Genomic DNA, 18557 nt, shown 5'->3' on the forward strand with positions numbered 1-18557 from the left:
GCGCTCCTGGTACGGCGCCGCACTCAAGCCTTCAGTCAGGAGAGACCGGTGTCAGACGTCCGTGTGATCATCCAACGCGATTCCGAGCGGGAAGAGCGCGTGGTGACGACGGGCACTACCGCCGCCGACCTCTTCGCGGGCGAGCGCTCCGTCATCGCCGCGCGTGTGGGCGGCGAGCTCAGGGACCTCACCCACGAGCTCTCCGACGGCGACGAGGTCGAGGGCGTCGAGATCAGTTCCGAGGACGGCCTCGGCATCCTGCGCCACTCCACCGCGCACGTCATGGCCCAGGCCGTGCAGGAGCTCTTCCCCGAGGCCAAGCTCGGCATCGGCCCGCCGGTCAAGGACGGCTTCTACTACGACTTCGACGTCGAGAAGCCCTTCCACCCCGATGACCTCAAGGCCATCGAGAAGAAGATGCAGGAGATCCAGAAGCGGGGTCAGAAGTTCTCCCGCCGCGTCGTCACCGACGAGGACGCCCGCGCCGAGCTGGCCGACGAGCCGTACAAGCTGGAGCTGATCGGCCTCAAGGGCTCGGCCTCCTCCGACGACGGCGCGGACGTCGAGGTCGGCGCCGGCGAGCTGACGATCTACGACAACCTGGACGCCAAGACCGGCGAGCTGTGCTGGAAGGACCTCTGCCGCGGTCCCCACCTGCCCTCCACCCGCAACATCCCGGCGTTCAAGCTGATGCGCAACGCGGCCGCCTACTGGCGCGGCAGCGAGAAGAACCCGATGCTCCAGCGCATCTACGGCACCGCCTGGCCGTCCAAGGACGAGCTGAAGGCGCACCTGGAGTTCCTCGCCGAGGCCGAGAAGCGCGACCACCGCAAGCTCGGCAACGAGCTGGACCTCTTCTCCATCCCGGAGCAGATCGGCTCCGGCCTCGCCGTCTTCCACCCCAAGGGCGGCATCATCCGCCGGGTCATGGAGGACTACTCGCGGCGCCGCCACGAGGAGGAGGGCTACGAGTTCGTCTACACCCCGCACGCGACGAAGGGGAAGCTCTTCGAGACCTCGGGCCACCTGGACTGGTACGCCGACGGCATGTACCCGCCCATGCAGCTCGACGAGGGCGTGGACTACTACCTCAAGCCCATGAACTGCCCGATGCACAACATGATCTTCGACGCGCGCGGCCGCTCGTACCGTGAACTGCCGCTGCGCCTCTTCGAGTTCGGGACCGTGTACCGGTACGAGAAGTCGGGCGTCGTGCACGGCCTCACCCGTGCCCGCGGCTTCACCCAGGACGACGCGCACATCTACTGCACCCGTGAGCAGATGTCCGAGGAACTGGACAAGACGCTCACCTTCGTCCTCGGCCTGCTGCGCGACTACGGCCTGACCGACTTCTACCTGGAGCTGTCCACCAAGGACCCGGAGAAGTTCGTCGGCTCCGACGAGGCGTGGGACGAGGCGACCGAGACCCTCCGCCAGGTCGCGGAGAAGCAGGGCCTGCCCCTGGTGCCCGACCCGGGCGGCGCCGCCTTCTACGGCCCGAAGATCTCGGTGCAGGCCAAGGACGCCATCGGCCGGACCTGGCAGATGTCCACGATCCAGCTCGACTTCAACCTGCCCGAGCGGTTCGACCTGGAGTACACCGGCCCCGACGGCTCCAAGCAGCGTCCGGTGATGATCCACCGTGCCCTGTTCGGCTCCATCGAGCGGTTCTTCGCCGTGCTCCTGGAGCACTACGCGGGCGCCTTCCCGGCGTGGCTGGCTCCGGTGCAGGCGGTGGGCATCCCGATCGGTGACGCGCACGTCGAGTACCTGGAGAAGTTCGCGGCCGAGGCCAAGCGGAAGGGTCTGCGGGTCGAGGTGGACTCCTCCTCCGACCGGATGCAGAAGAAGATCAGGAACGCCCAGCGCCAGAAGGTGCCGTTCATGATCATCGTCGGTGACGAGGACATGAACGCGGACACCGTCTCCTTCCGCTACCGCGACGGCTCGCAGGAGAACGGCATCCCGTTCGCGGACGCCATCGCCAAGATCCAGAAGGTCGTGGAGGAGCGGGTCCAGGTCTGATCCGGAGCCCGTGAGCGACCCCCGGGGCATCACCGCCCCGGGGGTTGCTCGTCCTCCTCCCGCGCGAACACCTGCAGCAGCCAGGAGGAGAACGACCCCGTCACCGCGCCCAGCAGGGCCAGGCCGCCCGCCATCATCGCCGCCGCGATGATCCGGCCGCCCGTGGTGACCGGGACGACGTCGCCGTAGCCCACGGTGGACAGCGTCGAGCAGGCCCACCAGACGGCGTCGCCGAAGGTCTGCATGTGCGAGGCCGGCGCACCGCGCTCCTGCTGGTAGACGGCGAGCGCGCCGGTGAAGCCCATCAGCAGGGTCGCGAGCCCGGAGTAGGCGATCACCCGCGCGTACAGCGGGAGCCTGGGCAGGCCGCGCCGACGCTCCAGGGACTCGTAGATCCGCACGATCCGCAGCGGGCGCAGCAGGGGCAGGATCAGTACGAGGGTGTCCAGCCAGTGGGTGCGGACGAAACGCGTGCCCTGGCCGCTCAGCCGCCAGCGCATCGCGTAGTCCACGGCGAACAGCGCCCAGCACGCGAGCAGCAGCCCCAGCCACAGGTCGTCCCACGCGGTGCCGAAGCGCGGGGCGAGGACGAGGGCCGCGTACGAGCCGAGGAACGTCAGGGACGCCACGGTGAGAGGCATCTCGGCGCGGCGTTCCCAGCGCGTCCTGGGGCTGTCGTGGTGCACCGGTCCAGCTTGGCCGCTGGCTCCTTCCACCCCGCCCCGGCGACACGCCGCGAACGGGCGAAGCCATATGCTGCCTTGCATGACGAGTGAGCCGGAGCAGCAGATCGGAGTGGGGACGCAGGACGCGTTCCAGCGCCTGTGGACGCCCCACCGGATGGCCTACATCCAGGGCGAGAACAAGCCGAGCGGTCCCGGAGCGGACGACGGCTGCCCGTTCTGTTCCATCCCGGCCAAATCCGATGAGGACGGTCTGATCGTCCGGCGCGGCGAGCACGTGTACGCGGTGCTCAACCTCTACCCGTACAACGGCGGCCATCTGATGACCGTGCCCTACCGGCACGTGGCCGACTACACCGATCTGACCGGTCCGGAGACCGCCGAGCTGGCGGAGCTGACCAAGCAGGCGATGACGGCGCTGCGTACGGCGTCCGGTGCGCACGGCTTCAACATCGGCATGAACCAGGGCGCGGTGGCCGGTGCGGGTATCGCGGCCCACCTCCACCAGCACATCGTGCCGCGCTGGGGCGGGGACACGAACTTCATGCCGGTGGTGGGCCACACCAAGGTGCTGCCGCAACTGCTCGGCGACACCCGCAAGATGCTCGCGGAGGCGTGGCCCGCTGCCTGACGAGGCCCGACCAGGGCCGACGAGCGCGGGCGGGCCGCCGGCGCCTCCCGCCGAGGCGCCCGGGGCTCACGCGTCGTAGAGGTCGGCCTTCCTCGGGCTCGGGTCCTGGACCAGGCCGCTGAGGAACGCCGAGCGGGCGCCGAACTTGTCGGTGTCCACGCCGTTCTCCTTCAGCACCTTGATCGCGGCGGAGTGCACCACCCGCAGTACCGGGGTGGCGGCGCGCAGGGCGTCGTCGGCCATGAAGCGGTGGCGCCAGGGCTGGTCGGCCCAGGAGTGCCGCAGGCCGAAGGGCTCGGGGAGGCCGATGGAGCCGCCGAGCCAGTTCAGGGCCGGGGTGTACCAGGTGAGCGGGGCCCGGACGGCGAGGCGTACGACCTCGTCGGTGGGGACCAGGGGGAGCTTGACGGTCCGGTTCTCCCACGGCTTGAGTGACTTGGCGACCTCCTTGGTGGGGGCCGCCGGCTTGGCGTGGAAGAGCGGGTTGACCGGGCCGAGCGCGTGGCCGGTGACCTCGATGCGCAGGGTCTCGTGGAGGACGGTCACCGTGATCATCATGGTGAGGACGAGCTGGCCGTCCCACAGCGTCCACTGCACGCCCAGGTAGTGCCGGTCGCCGCTGCCGAACTGCTGCTTGTTGCAGATCTCCTGTATGGCGTGCGGCTTGATCTGGAACGCCTCGACGTCCGTGCCCTCGGGCCGGGAGACCGCGTCGGCCTTCTCGCCGATCGGGGTGACGATCCAGTGCCGTATCGACGGGCGGGGGAAACCGCCGGTGTTGAGGGGGCCGCGCTCCAGCAGGCTGAGCTGGTCGTGGATGGCGCGAATGACGTCCCAGCTCCGGAACGGGTGGATCTCGCGCGGGGGTTCGGCCGAGACGAGGTCCTCCGCGAGCTGCCAGGAGCCCCAGCGGGTGCCCATGCCGAGGATGCCCTTGGGCCCGGCGTAGAAGACGGAGTTGGAGCGCTGTTCGGCGCCGAGCCGGGCCAGGGACTGGCGCAGTTGCTCGGCGGCCGTCTCGCCGGGGCTGCGCGGCACGGCCTCGGGGACCTTGGCGCCGACGCTGCTGCCCGACAGCAGTCCGGCCCAGCGTTCGCGCAGGTCGGCGGCGGTGCGCTCGCAGATGCGGCGGGCCCAGAACCAGCCCAGTACCGGGACGACGACGGCCGCGCGGACGTACCAGCCCAGGATGCCGCCGAAGGGCAGCTTCAGCAGGAAGAGCACGGCGAGGACCCCGACCCCGGCGAGGAGCGCGGTGCCCAGGGCTCCGGCCCGGCCCTCGCGCTTGGCCAGGAAGGAGCGGAGCAGGAAGACGAGGAGCCAGGCGAGGAGGCCGGGCAGGAAGATCAGGCCGCACACGACCATCACGAGGGACAGTTTGTTGTCGCGCTCGCGGCGGATGTTGTTGGCGGCCAGGCAGTGTTCCACGACGACCTGGGGGTCGGCGCCGAAGGACTGGATCAGGGGCTTGCGGCCCGGTGCGAGCATCCGGTCGGCGACGGCACGCGAGAACGCCTCGCCCAGATTGGGGCGGAACAGCGGGATGCGGCCGGGCTTGACGGTGGACGCGTGCCACTCGTTGTCGGCCTTCTTGATCTCCTCGATGGCGTTGTCCCGGTAGGCCGCCGAGGCCAGCGCGAGGGTCGCCGCCTGGCCCTCGTCCCCGGAGACGGGCACCTGAGGACCGTCCCACTCCGTACCAACCGACATTCCCGCCCCCATCGCCGCCGTGTCGCTCCTGCGGCCTTCCCGGCTTCCCCGCCGCGCACACCTGCCGAACCGGACATCGTTGCGATGTCCCGTGGCCACGGCGCCTGTTCGGCCGGTCCGGGACCCCGTCGGCCAGCGTATCCGCAGCCGGCCCTCCCGCGTCGGCGGACGGCCGAAGCCGCCCGCCGACGCCGGGTCAGGGGGTGCCGCCGGCCTGTTCGCGCAGCCGCTCGGCGACCTGTGGGGGCATCGGTTCGTGCCGGGCGTAGGCGCGGCTGAACGTGGCCGTGCCGTGGGAGAGGGAGCGCAGGTCGATGGCGTACCTGCCGATCTCGAACTCCGGTACCTCGGCGCGGATCAGGGTGCGCCCCGAGCCGGTCTGCTCGGTGCCCAGGACCCGGCCGCGCCTGCTGGACAGGTCGCTCATGACGGCGCCCACGTAGTCGTCGGGGATCAGCACGCTCACCTCGGCGACCGGTTCGAGCAGGTGGATGCGGGTCTCGCCGGCCGCCTCGCGCAGCGCGAGGGCGCCCGCCGTCTGGAAGGCGGCGTCGGAGGAGTCCACCGAGTGGGACTTGCCGTCGAGCAGGGTGACGCGCAGGTCGACCAGGGGGTAGCCGGCGGCGACCCCCTTGGCGGCCTGGGCGCGGATGCCCTTCTCGACGGAGGGGATGAACTGGCGGGGCACCGCGCCGCCGACGACCTTGTCGACGAACTCGATGCCGGAGCCGCCGGGCAGGGGCTCGACCTCGATCTCGCAGATGGCGTACTGCCCGTGGCCGCCGGACTGCTTGACGTGCCGGCCGCGTCCGGCGGCCTTGCCGGCGAAGGTCTCGCGCAGCGGCACCTTGTGCGGGACGACGTCGACCTGGACGCCGTAGCGGCTGCGGAGCCGTTCCAGGGCGACGTCGGCGTGGGCCTCGCCGAGGCACCACAGGACGACCTGGTGGGTGTCCTGGTTCTGTTCGAGCCGCATGGTCGGGTCCTCGGCGACGAGCCGGGACAGGCCCAGGGAGAGTTTGTCCTCGTCGGCCTTGCTGTGGGCCTGGATGGCGAGGGGGAGCAGCGGGTCGGGCATCCGCCAGGGCCGCATGAGCAGGGGGTCGTCCTTGGCGGAGAGGGTGTCGCCGGTCTCGGCGCGGCCTAGCTTGGCCACGCACACGAGGTCGCCGGCGACCGCCTGGGGGACCGGGCGCTGCTGTCTGCCGAAGGCCATGGAGAGGGCGCCGGCCTTCTCGTCGACGTCGTGGTCCTCGTGGCCCCGGTCGGCCAGTCCGTGTCCGGAGACGTGGACGGTGTCGTCGGGGCGCAGGGTGCCGGAGAAGACGCGGACCAGGGAGATGCGGCCGACGTAGGGGTCGGAGGAGGTCTTGACGACCTCGGCGACCAGGGGGCCTTCGGTGTCGCAGGGGCTCAGGGCGCGGGGGGTGCCGTCGATCCCGGTGACCTCGGGCATCGGGTGCTCGAAGGGGGTGGGGAACCCGCGGGTGATCAGTTCCAGGAGTTCCACGGTGCCGAGGCCCTGCCGGGCGCCCTCGGGGGCGGGTGCGGCGGCGAGCACGGGGTGGAACGCGCCGCGTGCCACGGCCCGTTCGAGGTCCTCGATCAGGGTCTTGACGTCGACCTGCTCGCCGCCGAGGTAGCGGTCCATGAGGGTCTCGTCCTCGCTCTCGGCGATGATCCCCTCGATCAGCCGGTTGCGGGCGTCCTCGAGGCCGGGGAGCTGGTCCTCGCCGGGTTCGGACTCCTTGCGTTCGCCGGGGGAGTAGTCGAAGAGCTTCTGCGAGAGCAGGCCGACCAGGCCGGTCACCGGGGCGTGCCCGTCGGGGCCGGTGGGGCCGCGCAGCGGGAGGTAGAGGGGCAGGACGGCGTCGGGGTCGTCGGCGCCGAACGCCTCGGCGCACACCCGGGTCATCTCCTCGAAGTCGGCGCGGGCGGACTCCAGGTGGGTGACCACGATGGCCCGCGGCATGCCGACGGCCTGGCACTCCTCCCACACCATCCGGGTCGAGCCGTCCACGCCGTCGGAGGCGGAGACGACGAAGAGGGCCGCGTCCGCCGCGCGCAGACCGGCCCTGAGTTCACCGACGAAGTCGGCGTATCCGGGGGTGTCGAGGAGATTGATCTTGATGCCGTCCCATTCGACGGGGACCAGCGAGAGCTGTACGGAGCGGTGCTGCCGGTGCTCGATGTCGTCGTAGTCGGAGACGGTGCCGCCGTCCTCGACGCGGCCGGCCCGGTTCACCGCTCCCGCGGTCAGTGCGAGGGCTTCGACCAGGGTGGTCTTGCCCGATCCGGAGGGGCCGACCAGCACCACGTTCCTTACGGACGCGGGGTGGTCGGCCGTCATTGCCCTGCCGGCGGCTCCGGGGTGTGCGTGAGTCTTGTCGCCCATGATCCTGCCTCCCGTGCACGGTGAGGTCATCGGGGACGCGAACGCGGCGGGGACCCGCGTGAGTGCGGCGGCTCCGGCGGCGCCCGCGGTCCTTCGAGCTTTCCACTCCCGCCATGCCGCGTCCATACGACGGACCTCCGGCAGACGCCGCCGGGCCTCCGGGCACCGTGTGGATGGTCACGGATCGTGCCGTCGCCGAGGGTGCGCGCCCCCGTGCGCGGGCGCGCGTGGCTACGATGGGCCAGCCGACGGCCACCACGGGCCACGGCGACACCGACCGTCGGGAAGGCCATGCTGAACAAGTACGCGCGTGCATTCTTCACGCGTGTCCTCACGCCGTTCGCCGCGTTTCTCATCCGGCGGGGGGTGAGCCCCGACGCCGTCACGCTCATCGGTACGGCCGGTGTGGTCGCGGGTGCGCTGGTCTTCTACCCCCGGGGAGAGTTCTTCTGGGGCACGATCGTGATCACGCTGTTCGTCTTCTCGGACCTGGTCGACGGAAACATGGCCCGGCAGCTCGGCCGCACCAGCCGCTGGGGCGCCTTCCTGGACTCCACGCTGGACCGGGTCGCGGACGGCGCGATCTTCGGCGGCTTCGCCCTCTGGTACGCGGGCAACGGCGACGACAACGCGCTGTGCGCGGTCTCCATCTTCTGCCTGGCCAGCGGCCAGGTGGTGTCGTACACCAAGGCGCGCGGTGAGTCGATCGGGCTGCCGGTGGCGGTCAACGGGCTGGTGGAGCGGGCCGAGCGGCTGGTGATCTCGCTGGTCGCGGCCGGTTTCGCGGGTCTGCACAAGTTCGGTGTGCCGGGTATCCAGTGGCTGCTGCCGGTCGCTCTGTGGATCGTCGCGGTCGGCAGTCTCGTCACGCTGGTCCAGCGGGTCGTGACCGTGCGCCGTGAGTCCGCCGAGGCCGAAGAGGCGGCCCGGCTGGACGCCGGGAGCGAGGCGGGCCGGTGAGCACCGCCGATCGCCTCACCGACGGGCTGTACGGGCTCGGCTGGAGCACCGTCAAGAAGCTTCCGGAGCCCGTCGCCGCCCGGCTGGGCCGGACCGTCGCCGACGCCGCCTGGAAGCGGCGCGGCAAGGGCGTCCAGCGCCTGGAGGCCAACTACGCGCGCGTGGTGCCGGACGCCACCCCCGAGCGCCTGGCCGAGCTGTCCCGCGCGGGCATGCGCTCCTACCTGCGCTACTGGATGGAGTCCTTCCGGCTGCCCGCCTGGAGCCCGGAGCGGGTGCGCACCGGCTTCGACCCCAAGGGCGCCCACCATCTGACGGACGGCCTGGCCGCGGGCAAGGGCGTGATACTGGCGCTGCCGCACCTGGCCAACTGGGACCTGGCGGGCGCTTGGGTCACCACCAGCCTCGGCATCCCCTTCACCACCGTCGCCGAGCGCCTGAAGCCCGAGACGCTGTACGACCGGTTCGTCGCCTACCGCGAGGGTCTGGGCATGGAGGTGCTGCCGCACAGCGGGGCCTCCGCGTTCGGCACCCTGGCCCGGCGGCTGCGTGACGGCGGCCTGGTCTGCCTGGTCGCGGACCGGGACCTGTCGGCCAGCGGCGTCGAGGTCGACTTCTTCGGCGAACGTGCCCGGATGCCGGCCGGCCCCGCGCTGCTCGCCCAGCAGACCGGTGCCCAGTTGCTCCCGGTGACCCTCTGGTACGACGACTCGCCCGTGATGCAGGGCCGGGTGCACCCGCCCGTCGAGGTGCCCCAGGCGGGTACGCGGACCGAGAGGACGGCCGTCATGACCCAGGCGCTGGCCGACGCCTTCGCCACCGGGATCGCGGAGCACCCGGAGGACTGGCACATGCTTCAGCGGCTGTGGCTCGCCGACCTCGACCCGGCGAAGGGACCCGCGTGAGAATCGGGATCGTCTGCCCGTACTCCTGGGACGTGCCCGGTGGCGTCCAGTTCCACATCCGGGACCTCGCCGAGTACTTCATCCGCCTCGGCCACGAGGTCTCCGTGCTCGCCCCGGCCGACGACGACACCCCGCTGCCGCCCTACGTGGTCTCGGCGGGCCGCGCGGTGCCGGTGCCGTACAACGGCTCGGTGGCCCGGCTGAACTTCGGGTTCCTCTCGGCCGCGCGGGTGCGGCGGTGGCTGCACGACGGCGCGTTCGACGTGGTGCACATCCACGAGCCGACCTCGCCCTCCCTCGGCCTGCTCACCTGCTGGGCGGCGCAGGGGCCGATCGTCGCCACCTTCCACACCTCCAACCCGCGCTCCCGCGCGATGATCGCCGCCTACTCGATCCTCCAGGCCGCGCTGGAGAAGATCAGCGCCCGGATCGCGGTGAGCGAGTACGCCCGCCGCACCCTGGTCGAGCACCTGGGCGGGGACGCGGTGGTGATCCCCAACGGGGTCGACGTCGACTTCTTCGCCGACGCCGAGCCCAAGGAGGAGTGGCAGGGCGGCACCATCGGCTTCATAGGGCGCATCGACGAGCCCCGCAAGGGCCTGCCGGTGCTGATGCGGGCCCTGCCCGCGATCGTCGCCGCCCACCCCGGAACCCGGCTGCTGGTCGCTGGCCGGGGCGACGAGGAGGCCGCCGTCGAGGAACTGCCCGAGGAGCTGCGCTCGCGCGTGGAGTTCCTCGGCATGATCAGCGACGAGGACAAGGCCCGCTTCCTGCGCAGCGTCGACCTGTACGTGGCGCCCAACACCGGCGGCGAGAGCTTCGGCATCATCCTGGTCGAGGCCATGTCGGCGGGCGCCCCCGTCCTCGCCTCCGACCTCGACGCCTTCGTCCAGGTCCTCGACCAGGGGCAGGCGGGCGAGGTGTTCGCCAACGAGAACGCCGGCGCGCTCGCGGAGAAGGCCGTGGCCCTGCTCGCGGACCCCGAGCGCCGGGCGGAGCTGCGCGAGCGGGGCAGCGCCCATGTGCGCCGCTTCGACTGGTCCACGGTCGGCGCGGACATCCTCTCGGTGTACGAGACGGTCACCACCGGCACCTCCGCGGTCGCCACCGACGAGCGGCCGGGCCTGTGGTCGCGGTTCGGCCTGGCCCGCGACCGCTACCCGGAGCGGGACGCGGAACAGAGCTCCCCGCACTCCACCGATAACCTTCGCGCGTGATCCCAACCCTCATCTGGATTCTCGTCGCGCTGGTGGCGGTCGGCGTCTACCTGAGCTGGACCGCCGGACGGCTGGACCGGCTGCACGTCCGCATGGACGCCGCCCGCGCCGCCCTGGACGCCCAACTGCTGCGCCGGGCGTCCGTGGCGCAGGAGCTGGCCACCGCCGGCGTCCTGGACCCCGCCGCCTCGATCGTGCTCTACGAGGCCGCGCACGCCGCCAGACAGGCCGAGGAGGAGCAGCGCGAGGTGGCGGAGAGCGAGCTGAGCCAGGCGCTGCGCGCCGTCTTCGAGGACGCCCGGCAGGTGGAGGGCGTACGGGCCGCCCCCGGGGGCGAGGACGCGGCCCGTGAGCTGGCCGAGGCGGTCCGCCGGGTGCCGATGGCCCGCCGGTTCCTCAACGACGCCGTGGGCGCCGCGCGGCGGCTGCGCGAGCACCGCAAGGTCCGCTGGTTCCGGCTGGCCGGGCACGCGCCGTTCCCACTGGCCTTCGAGATGGACGACGAACCGCCCGCCGCACTGGTCGAGCGGGTCGCGTGAGAGGGGTCCCGCCGGGGCACGCCGGGACAAAATGATCCACCGGCTTCCCATTGGCCCTTGATGTGGCCTGGTCCGGTCGCGTTTCCTCATCGTTGCAGAAACCGTCTTTACCCACCTGTGAGGTCACCCGTGTCCATCATCGACAACCAGGCTCCCGAGACCGGCACCGCCCGTGTGAAGCGCGGCATGGCCGAGCAGCTCAAGGGCGGCGTGATCATGGACGTGGTCAATGCCGAGCAGGCGAAGATCGCCGAGGACGCGGGCGCCGTGGCCGTCATGGCCCTGGAGCGGGTCCCGGCCGACATCCGCAAGGACGGCGGCGTGGCCCGCATGTCCGACCCGGACATGATCGAGGGCATCATCGAGGCCGTCTCGATCCCGGTCATGGCCAAGTCCCGCATCGGCCACTTCGTCGAGGCCCAGGTGCTCCAGTCCCTCGGCGTCGACTACATCGACGAGTCCGAGGTCCTCACCCCGGCCGACGAGGTCAACCACTCCGACAAGTGGGCGTTCACCACCCCCTTCGTCTGCGGTGCCACCAACCTGGGCGAGGCCCTGCGCCGCATCGCCGAGGGCGCCGCGATGATCCGCTCCAAGGGCGAGGCCGGCACCGGCAACGTCGTGGAGGCCGTGCGCCACCTGCGCCAGATCAAGGGCGAGATCGCCAAGCTCCGCGGCTGCGACCACAACGAGCTGTTCGCCGCCGCGAAGGAGCTGCGCGCCCCCTACGAGCTGGTCAAGGAGGTCGCCGAGCTGGGCAAGCTCCCCGTGGTCCTCTTCTCCGCCGGTGGCGTCGCCACCCCGGCCGACGCCGCCCTGATGCGCCAGCTCGGCGCCGAGGGCGTCTTCGTCGGCTCCGGCATCTTCAAGTCCGGCGACCCGGCCAAGCGCGCCGCCGCCATCGTGAAGGCCACCACCTTCTACGACGACCCGAAGATCGTCGCGGACGCCTCCCGCAACCTGGGCGAGGCCATGGTCGGCATCAACTGCGACACCCTCCCCGAGAACGAGCGCTACGCCAACCGCGGCTGGTAGGACCCCGACACCATGAACACCCCCGTAATCGGCGTCCTGGCCCTCCAGGGCGACGTCCGGGAGCACCTCATCGCCCTGGCCGCGGCGGACGCCGTGGCCAGGCCGGTCAGGCGCCCCGAGGAACTCGCCGAGGTCGACGCCCTCGTCCTCCCCGGCGGTGAGTCCACCACCATCTCCAAACTGGCCGTCCTCTTCGGCCTGATGGAGCCCCTGCGCGCCCGCGTGCGCGAGGGCATGCCCGTCTACGGCACCTGCGCCGGGCTGATCCTGCTCGCCGACAAGATCCTCGACCCCCGCTCGGGGCAGGAGACCATCGGCGGCATCGACATGATCGTGCGCCGCAACGCCTTCGGCCGCCAGAACGAGTCCTTCGAGGCGGCGGTCGACGTCAAGGGCGTCGAGGGCGATCCCGTGGAGGGCGTCTTCATCCGCGCACCCTGGGTCGAGTCCGTGGGAGCCGCGGCCGAGGTCCTCGCCGAGCACGGCGGTCACATCGTCGCCGTCCGCCAGGACAACGTGCTCGCCACCTCGTTCCACCCGGAGCTGACCGGCGACCACCGCGTGCACGCGCTCTTCGTCGACATGGTCCGCGCGAACCGGACACCGGAGTCCTTGTAGGATCTGCGGCGGTACCCCTCAGGCTCTCCCAGCGCCGGGGGAGTCCGTATTTGATCGGGTTACGCGAAGGAGACAGGCAGATGTCCGGCCACTCTAAATGGGCTACGACGAAGCACAAGAAGGCCGTGATCGACGCCAAGCGCGGCAAGCTCTTCGCGAAGCTCATCAAGAACATCGAGGTCGCGGCCCGCATGGGCGGCGTCGACATCGAGGGCAACCCGACGCTGTACGACGCCATCCAGAAGGCGAAGAAGCAGTCGGTCCCCAACAAGAACATCGACTCCGCGGTCAAGCGCGGCGGCGGCCTGGAGGCCGGCGGCGCCGACTACGAGACGATCATGTACGAGGGCTACGGCCCCAACGGTGTCGCGGTGCTCATCGAGTGCCTCACCGACAACCGCAACCGCGCCGCCTCCGACGTCCGCGTCGCCATGACCCGCAACGGCGGCAACATGGCCGACCCCGGCTCGGTCTCGTACCTGTTCCACCGCAAGGGCGTCATCATCGTCCCCAAGGGCGAGCTGAGCGAGGACGACGTGCTCGGCGCCGTCCTGGACGCCGGTGCCGAGGAGGTCAACGACCTCGGTGAGTCCTTCGAGGTCCTCAGCGAGGCCACCGACCTGGTCGCGGTCCGCACCGCCCTCCAGGAGGCCGGCATCGACTACGACTCCGCCGACTCCAACTTCGTCCCGACCATGCAGGTCGAGCTGGACGAGGAGGGCGCCAGGAAGATCTTCAAGCTGATCGACGCCCTGGAGGACAGCGACGACGTGCAGAACGTCTTCGCCAACTTCGACGTCAGCGACGAGGTCATGGAGAAGGTCGACGCGTAACACCGCCGCGGGCTTCGCGGTGCGCCTGGGCCGACGGGTTTTCCCGTCGGCCCGTCGCGTTGCCGGGGCCCGGTTGCGGGGCGTTGTCGGTGTCACCCGATAGCCTGCACAAACAGGTGATCGAAGGGTTGGGGGCGGCGTGCGGGTACTCGGGGTGGACCCCGGACTGACGCGGTGCGGGGTGGGCGTGGTCGAAGGGGTCGCGGGACGGCCGCTCACCATGGTCGGCGTCGGTGTCGTGCGCACGCCCCCGGACGCCGAGCTGAGCCACCGGCTGCTCGCCGTCGAGCAGGGCCTCGAACAGTGGCTGGACGAGCACAAGCCGGAATTCGTCGCCGTGGAGCGCGTCTTCAGCCAGCACAACGTCAGCACCGTCATGGGCACCGCCCAGGCCAGCGCCGTCGCCATGCTGTGCGCCGCCCGGCGCGGCATCCCGGTCGCCCTGCACACCCCCAGCGAGGTCAAGGCCGCCGTCACCGGCGCCGGCCGCGCCGACAAGGCCCAGGTCGGCGCCATGGTCACCCGGCTGCTCCGGCTCAGCGCGCCCCCCAAGCCCGCCGACGCCGCCGACGCCCTCGCCCTCGCCATCTGCCACATCTGGCGCGCCCCCGCCCAGAACCGGCTCCAGCAAGCAGTAGCCCGGCACACCGCCCACGCATCGAAAGGCCGAACGGCATGATCGCCTTCGTCAGCGGCACCGTCGCCGCCCTCGCCCCCGACACGGCGGTCGTCGAGGTCGGCGGGGTCGGCATGGCCGTCCAGTGCACGCCCGACACCCTGGCGAAGCTGCGGATCGGCCAGGAGGCGAGGCTGCACACCTCCCTCGTCGTCCGCGAGGACTCCCTCACCCTGTACGGCTTCGCCGACGACGACGAGCGCCAGGTCTTCGAGCTCCTCCAGACCGCCAGCGGCGTCGGCCCCCGCCTCGCCCAGGCGATGCTCGCCGTGCACCGCCCCGACGCGCTGCGCCGCGCCGTCGCCACCGCCGACGAGAAGGCCCTCACCGCCGTACCCGGTATCGGCAAGAAGGGCGCGCAGAAGCTGCTGCTGGAGTTGAAGGACCGGCTCGGCGCGCCCATCGGGGCTCCCGCCGTCGGCGCACCGGTCACCCAGGGCTGGCGCGACCAGTTGCACGCGGCCCTCATCGGCCTGGGCTACGCGACCCGCGAGGCCGACGAGGCCGTGGCCGCCGTCGCCCCCCAGGCCGAGGCGGCGGGCGGCACCCCCCAGGTCGGCCCGCTGCTCAAGGCCGCCCTGCAGACCCTGAACCGCGCCCGCTGATCCGCGCCACCCGCTAGGAGCACCTGAAGTGAACTGGGACGACACGACGGACGGCGCCGCGGAACGGCTGGTGGACACCGCCGCCGACCGGGAGGACCAGGCCGTCGAAGCCGCCCTGCGCCCCAAGGACCTCGGCGAGTTCATCGGCCAGGAGAAGGTCCGCGAACAGCTCGACCTCGTGCTGCGCGCCGCACGCGCGCGCGGCGCCACCGCCGACCACGTCCTGCTCTCCGGCGCCCCCGGCCTCGGCAAGACCACCCTGTCGATGATCATCGCGGCCGAGATGGGTGCCCCCATCCGCATCACCTCGGGCCCCGCCATCCAGCACGCCGGCGACCTCGCCGCGATCCTCTCCTCCCTCCAGGAGGGCGAGGTCCTCTTCCTGGACGAGATCCACCGCATGTCCCGGCCCGCCGAGGAGATGCTGTACATGGCGATGGAGGACTTCCGGGTCGACGTCATCGTGGGCAAGGGCCCCGGCGCCACCGCCATCCCGCTGGAGCTCCCGCCGTTCACCCTGGTCGGCGCCACCACCCGCGCCGGCCTGCTGCCGCCCCCCTTGCGCGACCGCTTCGGCTTCACCGCGCACATGGAGTTCTACGAGCCGCGCGAGCTCCAGCGCGTGGTGCACCGCTCCGCCAGCCTGCTGGACGTCGAGATCGACCCGTCCGGCGCCGCCGAGATCGCCGGCCGCTCCCGCGGCACGCCCCGTATCGCCAACCGGCTGCTGCGCCGGGTGCGCGACTACGCCCAGGTCAAGGCCGACGGCCTGATCGACCGGGACATCGCGGCCGCCGCCCTCGCCGTCTACGAGGTGGACGCGCGCGGCCTCGACCGGCTCGACCGGGGCGTGCTGGAGGCGCTGCTGAAACTGTTCGGCGGCGGCCCGGTGGGCCTGTCGACACTGGCCGTCGCGGTGGGGGAGGAGCGCGAGACGGTGGAAGAGGTCGCCGAACCCTTCCTCGTCCGCGAGGGCCTGCTCGCCCGCACCCCGCGCGGGCGCGTCGCCACCCCCGCCGCCTGGGCGCATCTCGGCCTCACCCCGCCGCAGGGACCGGCCAAGGGAAACGGACAACGGGACCTGTTCGGGGCGTGAGACGGTCGCATTGGCCCCATGCGGAACCCAGGTGCCATGCTGAGCGTTGTTCCATGCGCGCGGACTCGCTTAGACTCCGCCGATGCCGCCCATGTGGGCGACGCCGACCAGCCCCCTCCAACAGGCCGCTCACCGCGCGGTCACGCGAAGGAAATTCCGTCTCGTGAATGTCTATACCCTTCTCCCCTTCATCGTGCTCATCGCGGTCATGTTCCTGATGACGCGCTCGGCCAAGAAGAAGCAGCAGCAGGCTGCCAACATGCGGAACGAGATGCAGCCCGGCTCGGGTGTCCGCACGATCGGGGGGATGTACGCGACGGTCAAGGAAGTCACCGAGGACACCGTCCTCCTCGACGCCGGGCCGGGCGTCGAGCTGATCTTCGCCAAGAACGCGATCGGCGCCGTCCTCTCCGACGACGAGTACAACCGCATCATCCACGGCATCGAGCACGACCTGAAGTCGGACTCCGAGATCGTCCCGGACGACGCGTCCGCCCTCACCGCGACCGACGCCGAGCACAAGGCCGTCGACTTCGGCAAGAAGGACGACGCCGAGCCCGCCGAGGACAAGGCCGTCGCCGACAAGGCGGAGACCGTCGAGGCCGCCGACAAGCCCGAGGCCGGGAACGACGCGGTCGCCGACAAGGCCGAGCCCGCCGAGTCGCCGAAGAAGACCGACGGCGACGCCGACACGAAGTAGTCACGTCTCCGGGGCGTCCCGGCGCCTTTCACCGGGCGCGGGGCACGCCCCGGACGCCGTCGTTCCCCGCACGGAATCCCGACACCATGTCATGGCCACCGGCGCCCACGGCGCACCGGGCGGCCCGAGAGGGAGTACGAGAAGGTGGCAGCACCTAAGAAGGGCCGGGGCGCGAGCACCCAGAGCAAGCCAGGGCGCTCGCTGGTCCTCATCCTGATCGCCATCGTGGCGATGACCGGAGGCATGTTCCTCGCGGGTCACACCACCCCGCGTCTCGGCATCGACCTTGCCGGCGGCACGAGCATCACGCTCAAGGCGAAGGCCGACCAGGGGTCGGCGATCAACAAGGCCAACATGGACACCGCGGTCGACATCATGAACCGCCGTGTCAACGGCCTTGGTGTCTCCGAGGCCGAGGTGCAGACCCAGGGTGACGATCACATCATCGTCAACATCCCCAAGGGCACCAACTCCAAGGAGGCCCAGCAGCAGGTCGGCACCACCGCCAAGCTGTACTTCCGCCCGGTCCTGGCCAGCGAGCCCAGCGGCGGCGCCACCCCCAAGCCTTCGCCGAGCACCTCCTCCGGCGCCAGCGGCTCCCCGAGCCCGTCCGCCAGCCCCTCCGGCGACCAGAAGGCGTCCGCGCCCACCGGCTCCGCCTCGCCGAGCGCCACGGCCACCTCGCAGGGCCGCGCCGTCAGCGACGCGCTGAAGGCCGACGCCACCCCGTCGCCGACCGGCTCCCCGAGCACCAAGTCCTCCGGCGCCCCGGCCAGCCCCTCCGCGCCGGCCACCGGTGGCACGGACGACACCAAGAAGCTCCAGGCCGCCTACGCGGCCCTGGACTGCACCAAGCCCGCCGACCGGGCCAAGGCCGGCCAGGCCAACAAGCCCAGCGAGCCCGTCGTGGCCTGCGGCGAGATCAACAAGGTCTGGTACAAGTACGTCCTCGGCCCCGCCGCCGTGGACGGCACCGAGGTGAAGAAGGCCAGCGCGGTCTTCGACACCCAGGGCGCCTCCGGCTGGCAGGTGCAGATGACCTTCACCTCCTCCGGCGCCAAGAAGTTCGCCGACATCACCGGCGAGCTGGCCAAGAACCAGCAGCCGCAGAACGAGTTCGGCATCGTCCTCGACGGCGACGTGGTCTCCAGCCCGTTCGTGCAGCAGGCCATCACCGGCGGCCAGGCCGAGATCTCCGGCCGGTTCACGCAGGAGGAGGCCCAGAGCCTCTCCAACATGCTGTCCTACGGCGCGCTCCCGCTGTCCTTCCAGGAGGAGACCGTCACCACGGTCACCGCCGCGCTCGGTGGCGAGCAGCTCAAGGCCGGTCTGCTGGCCGGCGCCATCGGCCTCGTCCTGGTCGTGATCTACCTGGTGGCCTACTACCGCGGGCTGTCGCTCGTGGCCATGGCCTCCCTGCTGGTCTCCGCGATCCTCACCTACGTGATCATGTCGCTGCTCGGCCCGGCCATCGGCTTCGCGCTGAACCTGCCCGCCGTCTGCGGTGCCATCGTCGCCATCGGTATCACCGCGGACTCGTTCATCGTGTACTTCGAACGCATCCGGGACGAGATCCGCGAGGGCCGCTCGCTGCGCCCCGCCGTGGAGCGGGCCTGGCCGCGCGCCCGGCGCACCATCCTGGTCTCCGACTTCGTGTCGTTCCTCGCCGCCGCGGTGCTCTTCATCGTCACCGTCGGCAAGGTCCAGGGCTTCGCGTTCACGCTCGGTCTGACCACCGTCCTCGACGTCGTGGTGGTCTTCTTCTTCACCAAGCCGCTCATGACCCTGCTGGCCCGCCGCAGGTTCTTCGCCGAAGGCCACAAGTGGTCCGGGCTCGACCCGCAGAGCCTGGGTGCCAAGCCGCCGCTGCGCCGCACCCGCCGTCCCTCCGGTCCCTCCGCGGGCCCCGTCGACCCCAAGGGGGCGTGA

Annotated in this window: 16 protein-coding genes and 1 pseudogene; 14 read left to right on the forward strand and 3 right to left on the reverse strand. The window is 71.3% G+C overall.

The window, feature by feature from the left end:
• Window positions 1-48 precede the first annotated feature (48 nt).
• Window positions 49-2025 (forward strand): threonine--tRNA ligase, encoded by a 1977-nt coding sequence (gene thrS / locus HEK131_RS10125; RefSeq protein WP_244334433.1) that lies wholly within the window; start codon window positions 49-51, stop codon window positions 2023-2025.
• A 29-nt stretch (window positions 2026-2054) separates the two neighbouring features.
• Here the strand turns inward: thrS and HEK131_RS10130 are convergent, their stop codons facing one another.
• Window positions 2055-2666, reverse strand: a complete 612-nt coding sequence (locus HEK131_RS10130) for a potassium channel family protein (RefSeq protein ID WP_432215695.1) — start codon at window positions 2664-2666, stop codon at window positions 2055-2057.
• Between the two features lie 112 nt (window positions 2667-2778).
• On the opposite strand from HEK131_RS10130, the gene HEK131_RS10135 reads away from it, so the two are divergent.
• Window positions 2779-3339, forward strand: coding sequence for an HIT family protein (locus HEK131_RS10135; RefSeq protein ID WP_161150217.1), 561 nt, complete (start codon window positions 2779-2781; stop codon window positions 3337-3339).
• 66 nt (window positions 3340-3405) lie between these two features.
• Here HEK131_RS10135 and HEK131_RS10140 read toward each other — a convergent pair whose 3' ends face one another.
• Both HEK131_RS10140 and HEK131_RS10145 read right to left on the reverse strand, forming a co-directional pair.
• Window positions 3406-5049 (reverse strand): hypothetical protein, encoded by a 1644-nt coding sequence (locus tag HEK131_RS10140; RefSeq protein ID WP_244334437.1) that lies wholly within the window; start codon window positions 5047-5049, stop codon window positions 3406-3408.
• 196 nt (window positions 5050-5245) lie between these two features.
• Window positions 5246-7444, reverse strand: coding sequence for an elongation factor G-like protein EF-G2 (locus HEK131_RS10145; RefSeq protein ID WP_217460894.1), 2199 nt, complete (start codon window positions 7442-7444; stop codon window positions 5246-5248).
• A gap of 236 nt (window positions 7445-7680) precedes the next feature.
• Between HEK131_RS10145 and pgsA the strand changes: the two are divergent.
• The 12 genes and pseudogenes from pgsA (at window position 7681) to secD (ending at window position 18557) form a co-directional block, all read left to right on the forward strand.
• Window positions 7681-8404 (forward strand): annotated as a pseudogene (gene pgsA / locus HEK131_RS10150) (phosphatidylinositol phosphate synthase).
• A complete protein-coding gene (locus HEK131_RS10155) occupies window positions 8401-9309 on the forward strand; it encodes a phosphatidylinositol mannoside acyltransferase (protein ID WP_217460896.1) in 909 nt (302 codons plus the stop codon). Before pgsA ends, HEK131_RS10155 begins: the two are co-directional and overlap by 4 nt.
• On the forward strand, window positions 9306-10526 hold the full coding sequence (locus tag HEK131_RS10160; protein WP_244334440.1) for a glycosyltransferase family 4 protein: 1221 nt from the start codon (window positions 9306-9308) through the stop codon (window positions 10524-10526). The genes HEK131_RS10155 and HEK131_RS10160 overlap by 4 nt, the downstream gene beginning before the upstream one ends.
• Entirely contained in the window at window positions 10523-11065 is a 543-nt protein-coding gene (locus HEK131_RS10165; RefSeq protein WP_217460898.1) for a hypothetical protein, read from the forward strand. Before HEK131_RS10160 ends, HEK131_RS10165 begins: the two co-directional genes overlap by 4 nt.
• Before the next feature lie 129 nt (window positions 11066-11194).
• Window positions 11195-12100 (forward strand): pyridoxal 5'-phosphate synthase lyase subunit PdxS, encoded by a 906-nt coding sequence (pdxS, locus tag HEK131_RS10170; protein ID WP_279614248.1) that lies wholly within the window; start codon window positions 11195-11197, stop codon window positions 12098-12100.
• 12 nt (window positions 12101-12112) lie between these two features.
• Window positions 12113-12718 carry a pyridoxal 5'-phosphate synthase glutaminase subunit PdxT gene (gene pdxT / locus HEK131_RS10175; RefSeq protein WP_244334441.1) on the forward strand — a complete coding sequence of 202 codons (606 nt, stop codon included), beginning with the start codon at window positions 12113-12115 and terminating at the stop codon, window positions 12716-12718.
• An 80-nt stretch (window positions 12719-12798) separates the two neighbouring features.
• Window positions 12799-13551, forward strand: coding sequence for a YebC/PmpR family DNA-binding transcriptional regulator (locus HEK131_RS10180; RefSeq protein ID WP_217460901.1), 753 nt, complete (start codon window positions 12799-12801; stop codon window positions 13549-13551).
• A gap of 139 nt (window positions 13552-13690) precedes the next feature.
• Complete coding sequence (gene ruvC, locus HEK131_RS10185; protein WP_217460902.1) at window positions 13691-14230, forward strand: crossover junction endodeoxyribonuclease RuvC; 540 nt, start codon at window positions 13691-13693, stop codon at window positions 14228-14230.
• Window positions 14227-14832 (forward strand): Holliday junction branch migration protein RuvA, encoded by a 606-nt coding sequence (gene ruvA / locus HEK131_RS10190; protein ID WP_217460903.1) that lies wholly within the window; start codon window positions 14227-14229, stop codon window positions 14830-14832. The genes ruvC and ruvA overlap by 4 nt, the downstream gene beginning before the upstream one ends.
• A gap of 28 nt (window positions 14833-14860) precedes the next feature.
• Window positions 14861-15928: a Holliday junction branch migration DNA helicase RuvB gene (ruvB, locus tag HEK131_RS10195; RefSeq protein ID WP_244334442.1), complete on the forward strand. Its 1068-nt coding sequence runs from the start codon at window positions 14861-14863 to the stop codon at window positions 15926-15928.
• Window positions 15929-16091: 163 nt separating this feature from the next.
• Complete coding sequence (gene yajC / locus HEK131_RS10200) at window positions 16092-16628, forward strand: preprotein translocase subunit YajC (protein ID WP_217460905.1); 537 nt, start codon at window positions 16092-16094, stop codon at window positions 16626-16628.
• Window positions 16629-16772: 144 nt separating this feature from the next.
• Window positions 16773-18557: a protein translocase subunit SecD gene (secD, locus tag HEK131_RS10205; protein WP_217460906.1), complete on the forward strand. Its 1785-nt coding sequence runs from the start codon at window positions 16773-16775 to the stop codon at window positions 18555-18557.

This window comes from Streptomyces seoulensis (genome assembly GCF_022846655.1).
In the GTDB taxonomy this organism is placed as follows: Bacteria; Actinomycetota; Actinomycetes; order Streptomycetales; family Streptomycetaceae; genus Streptomyces.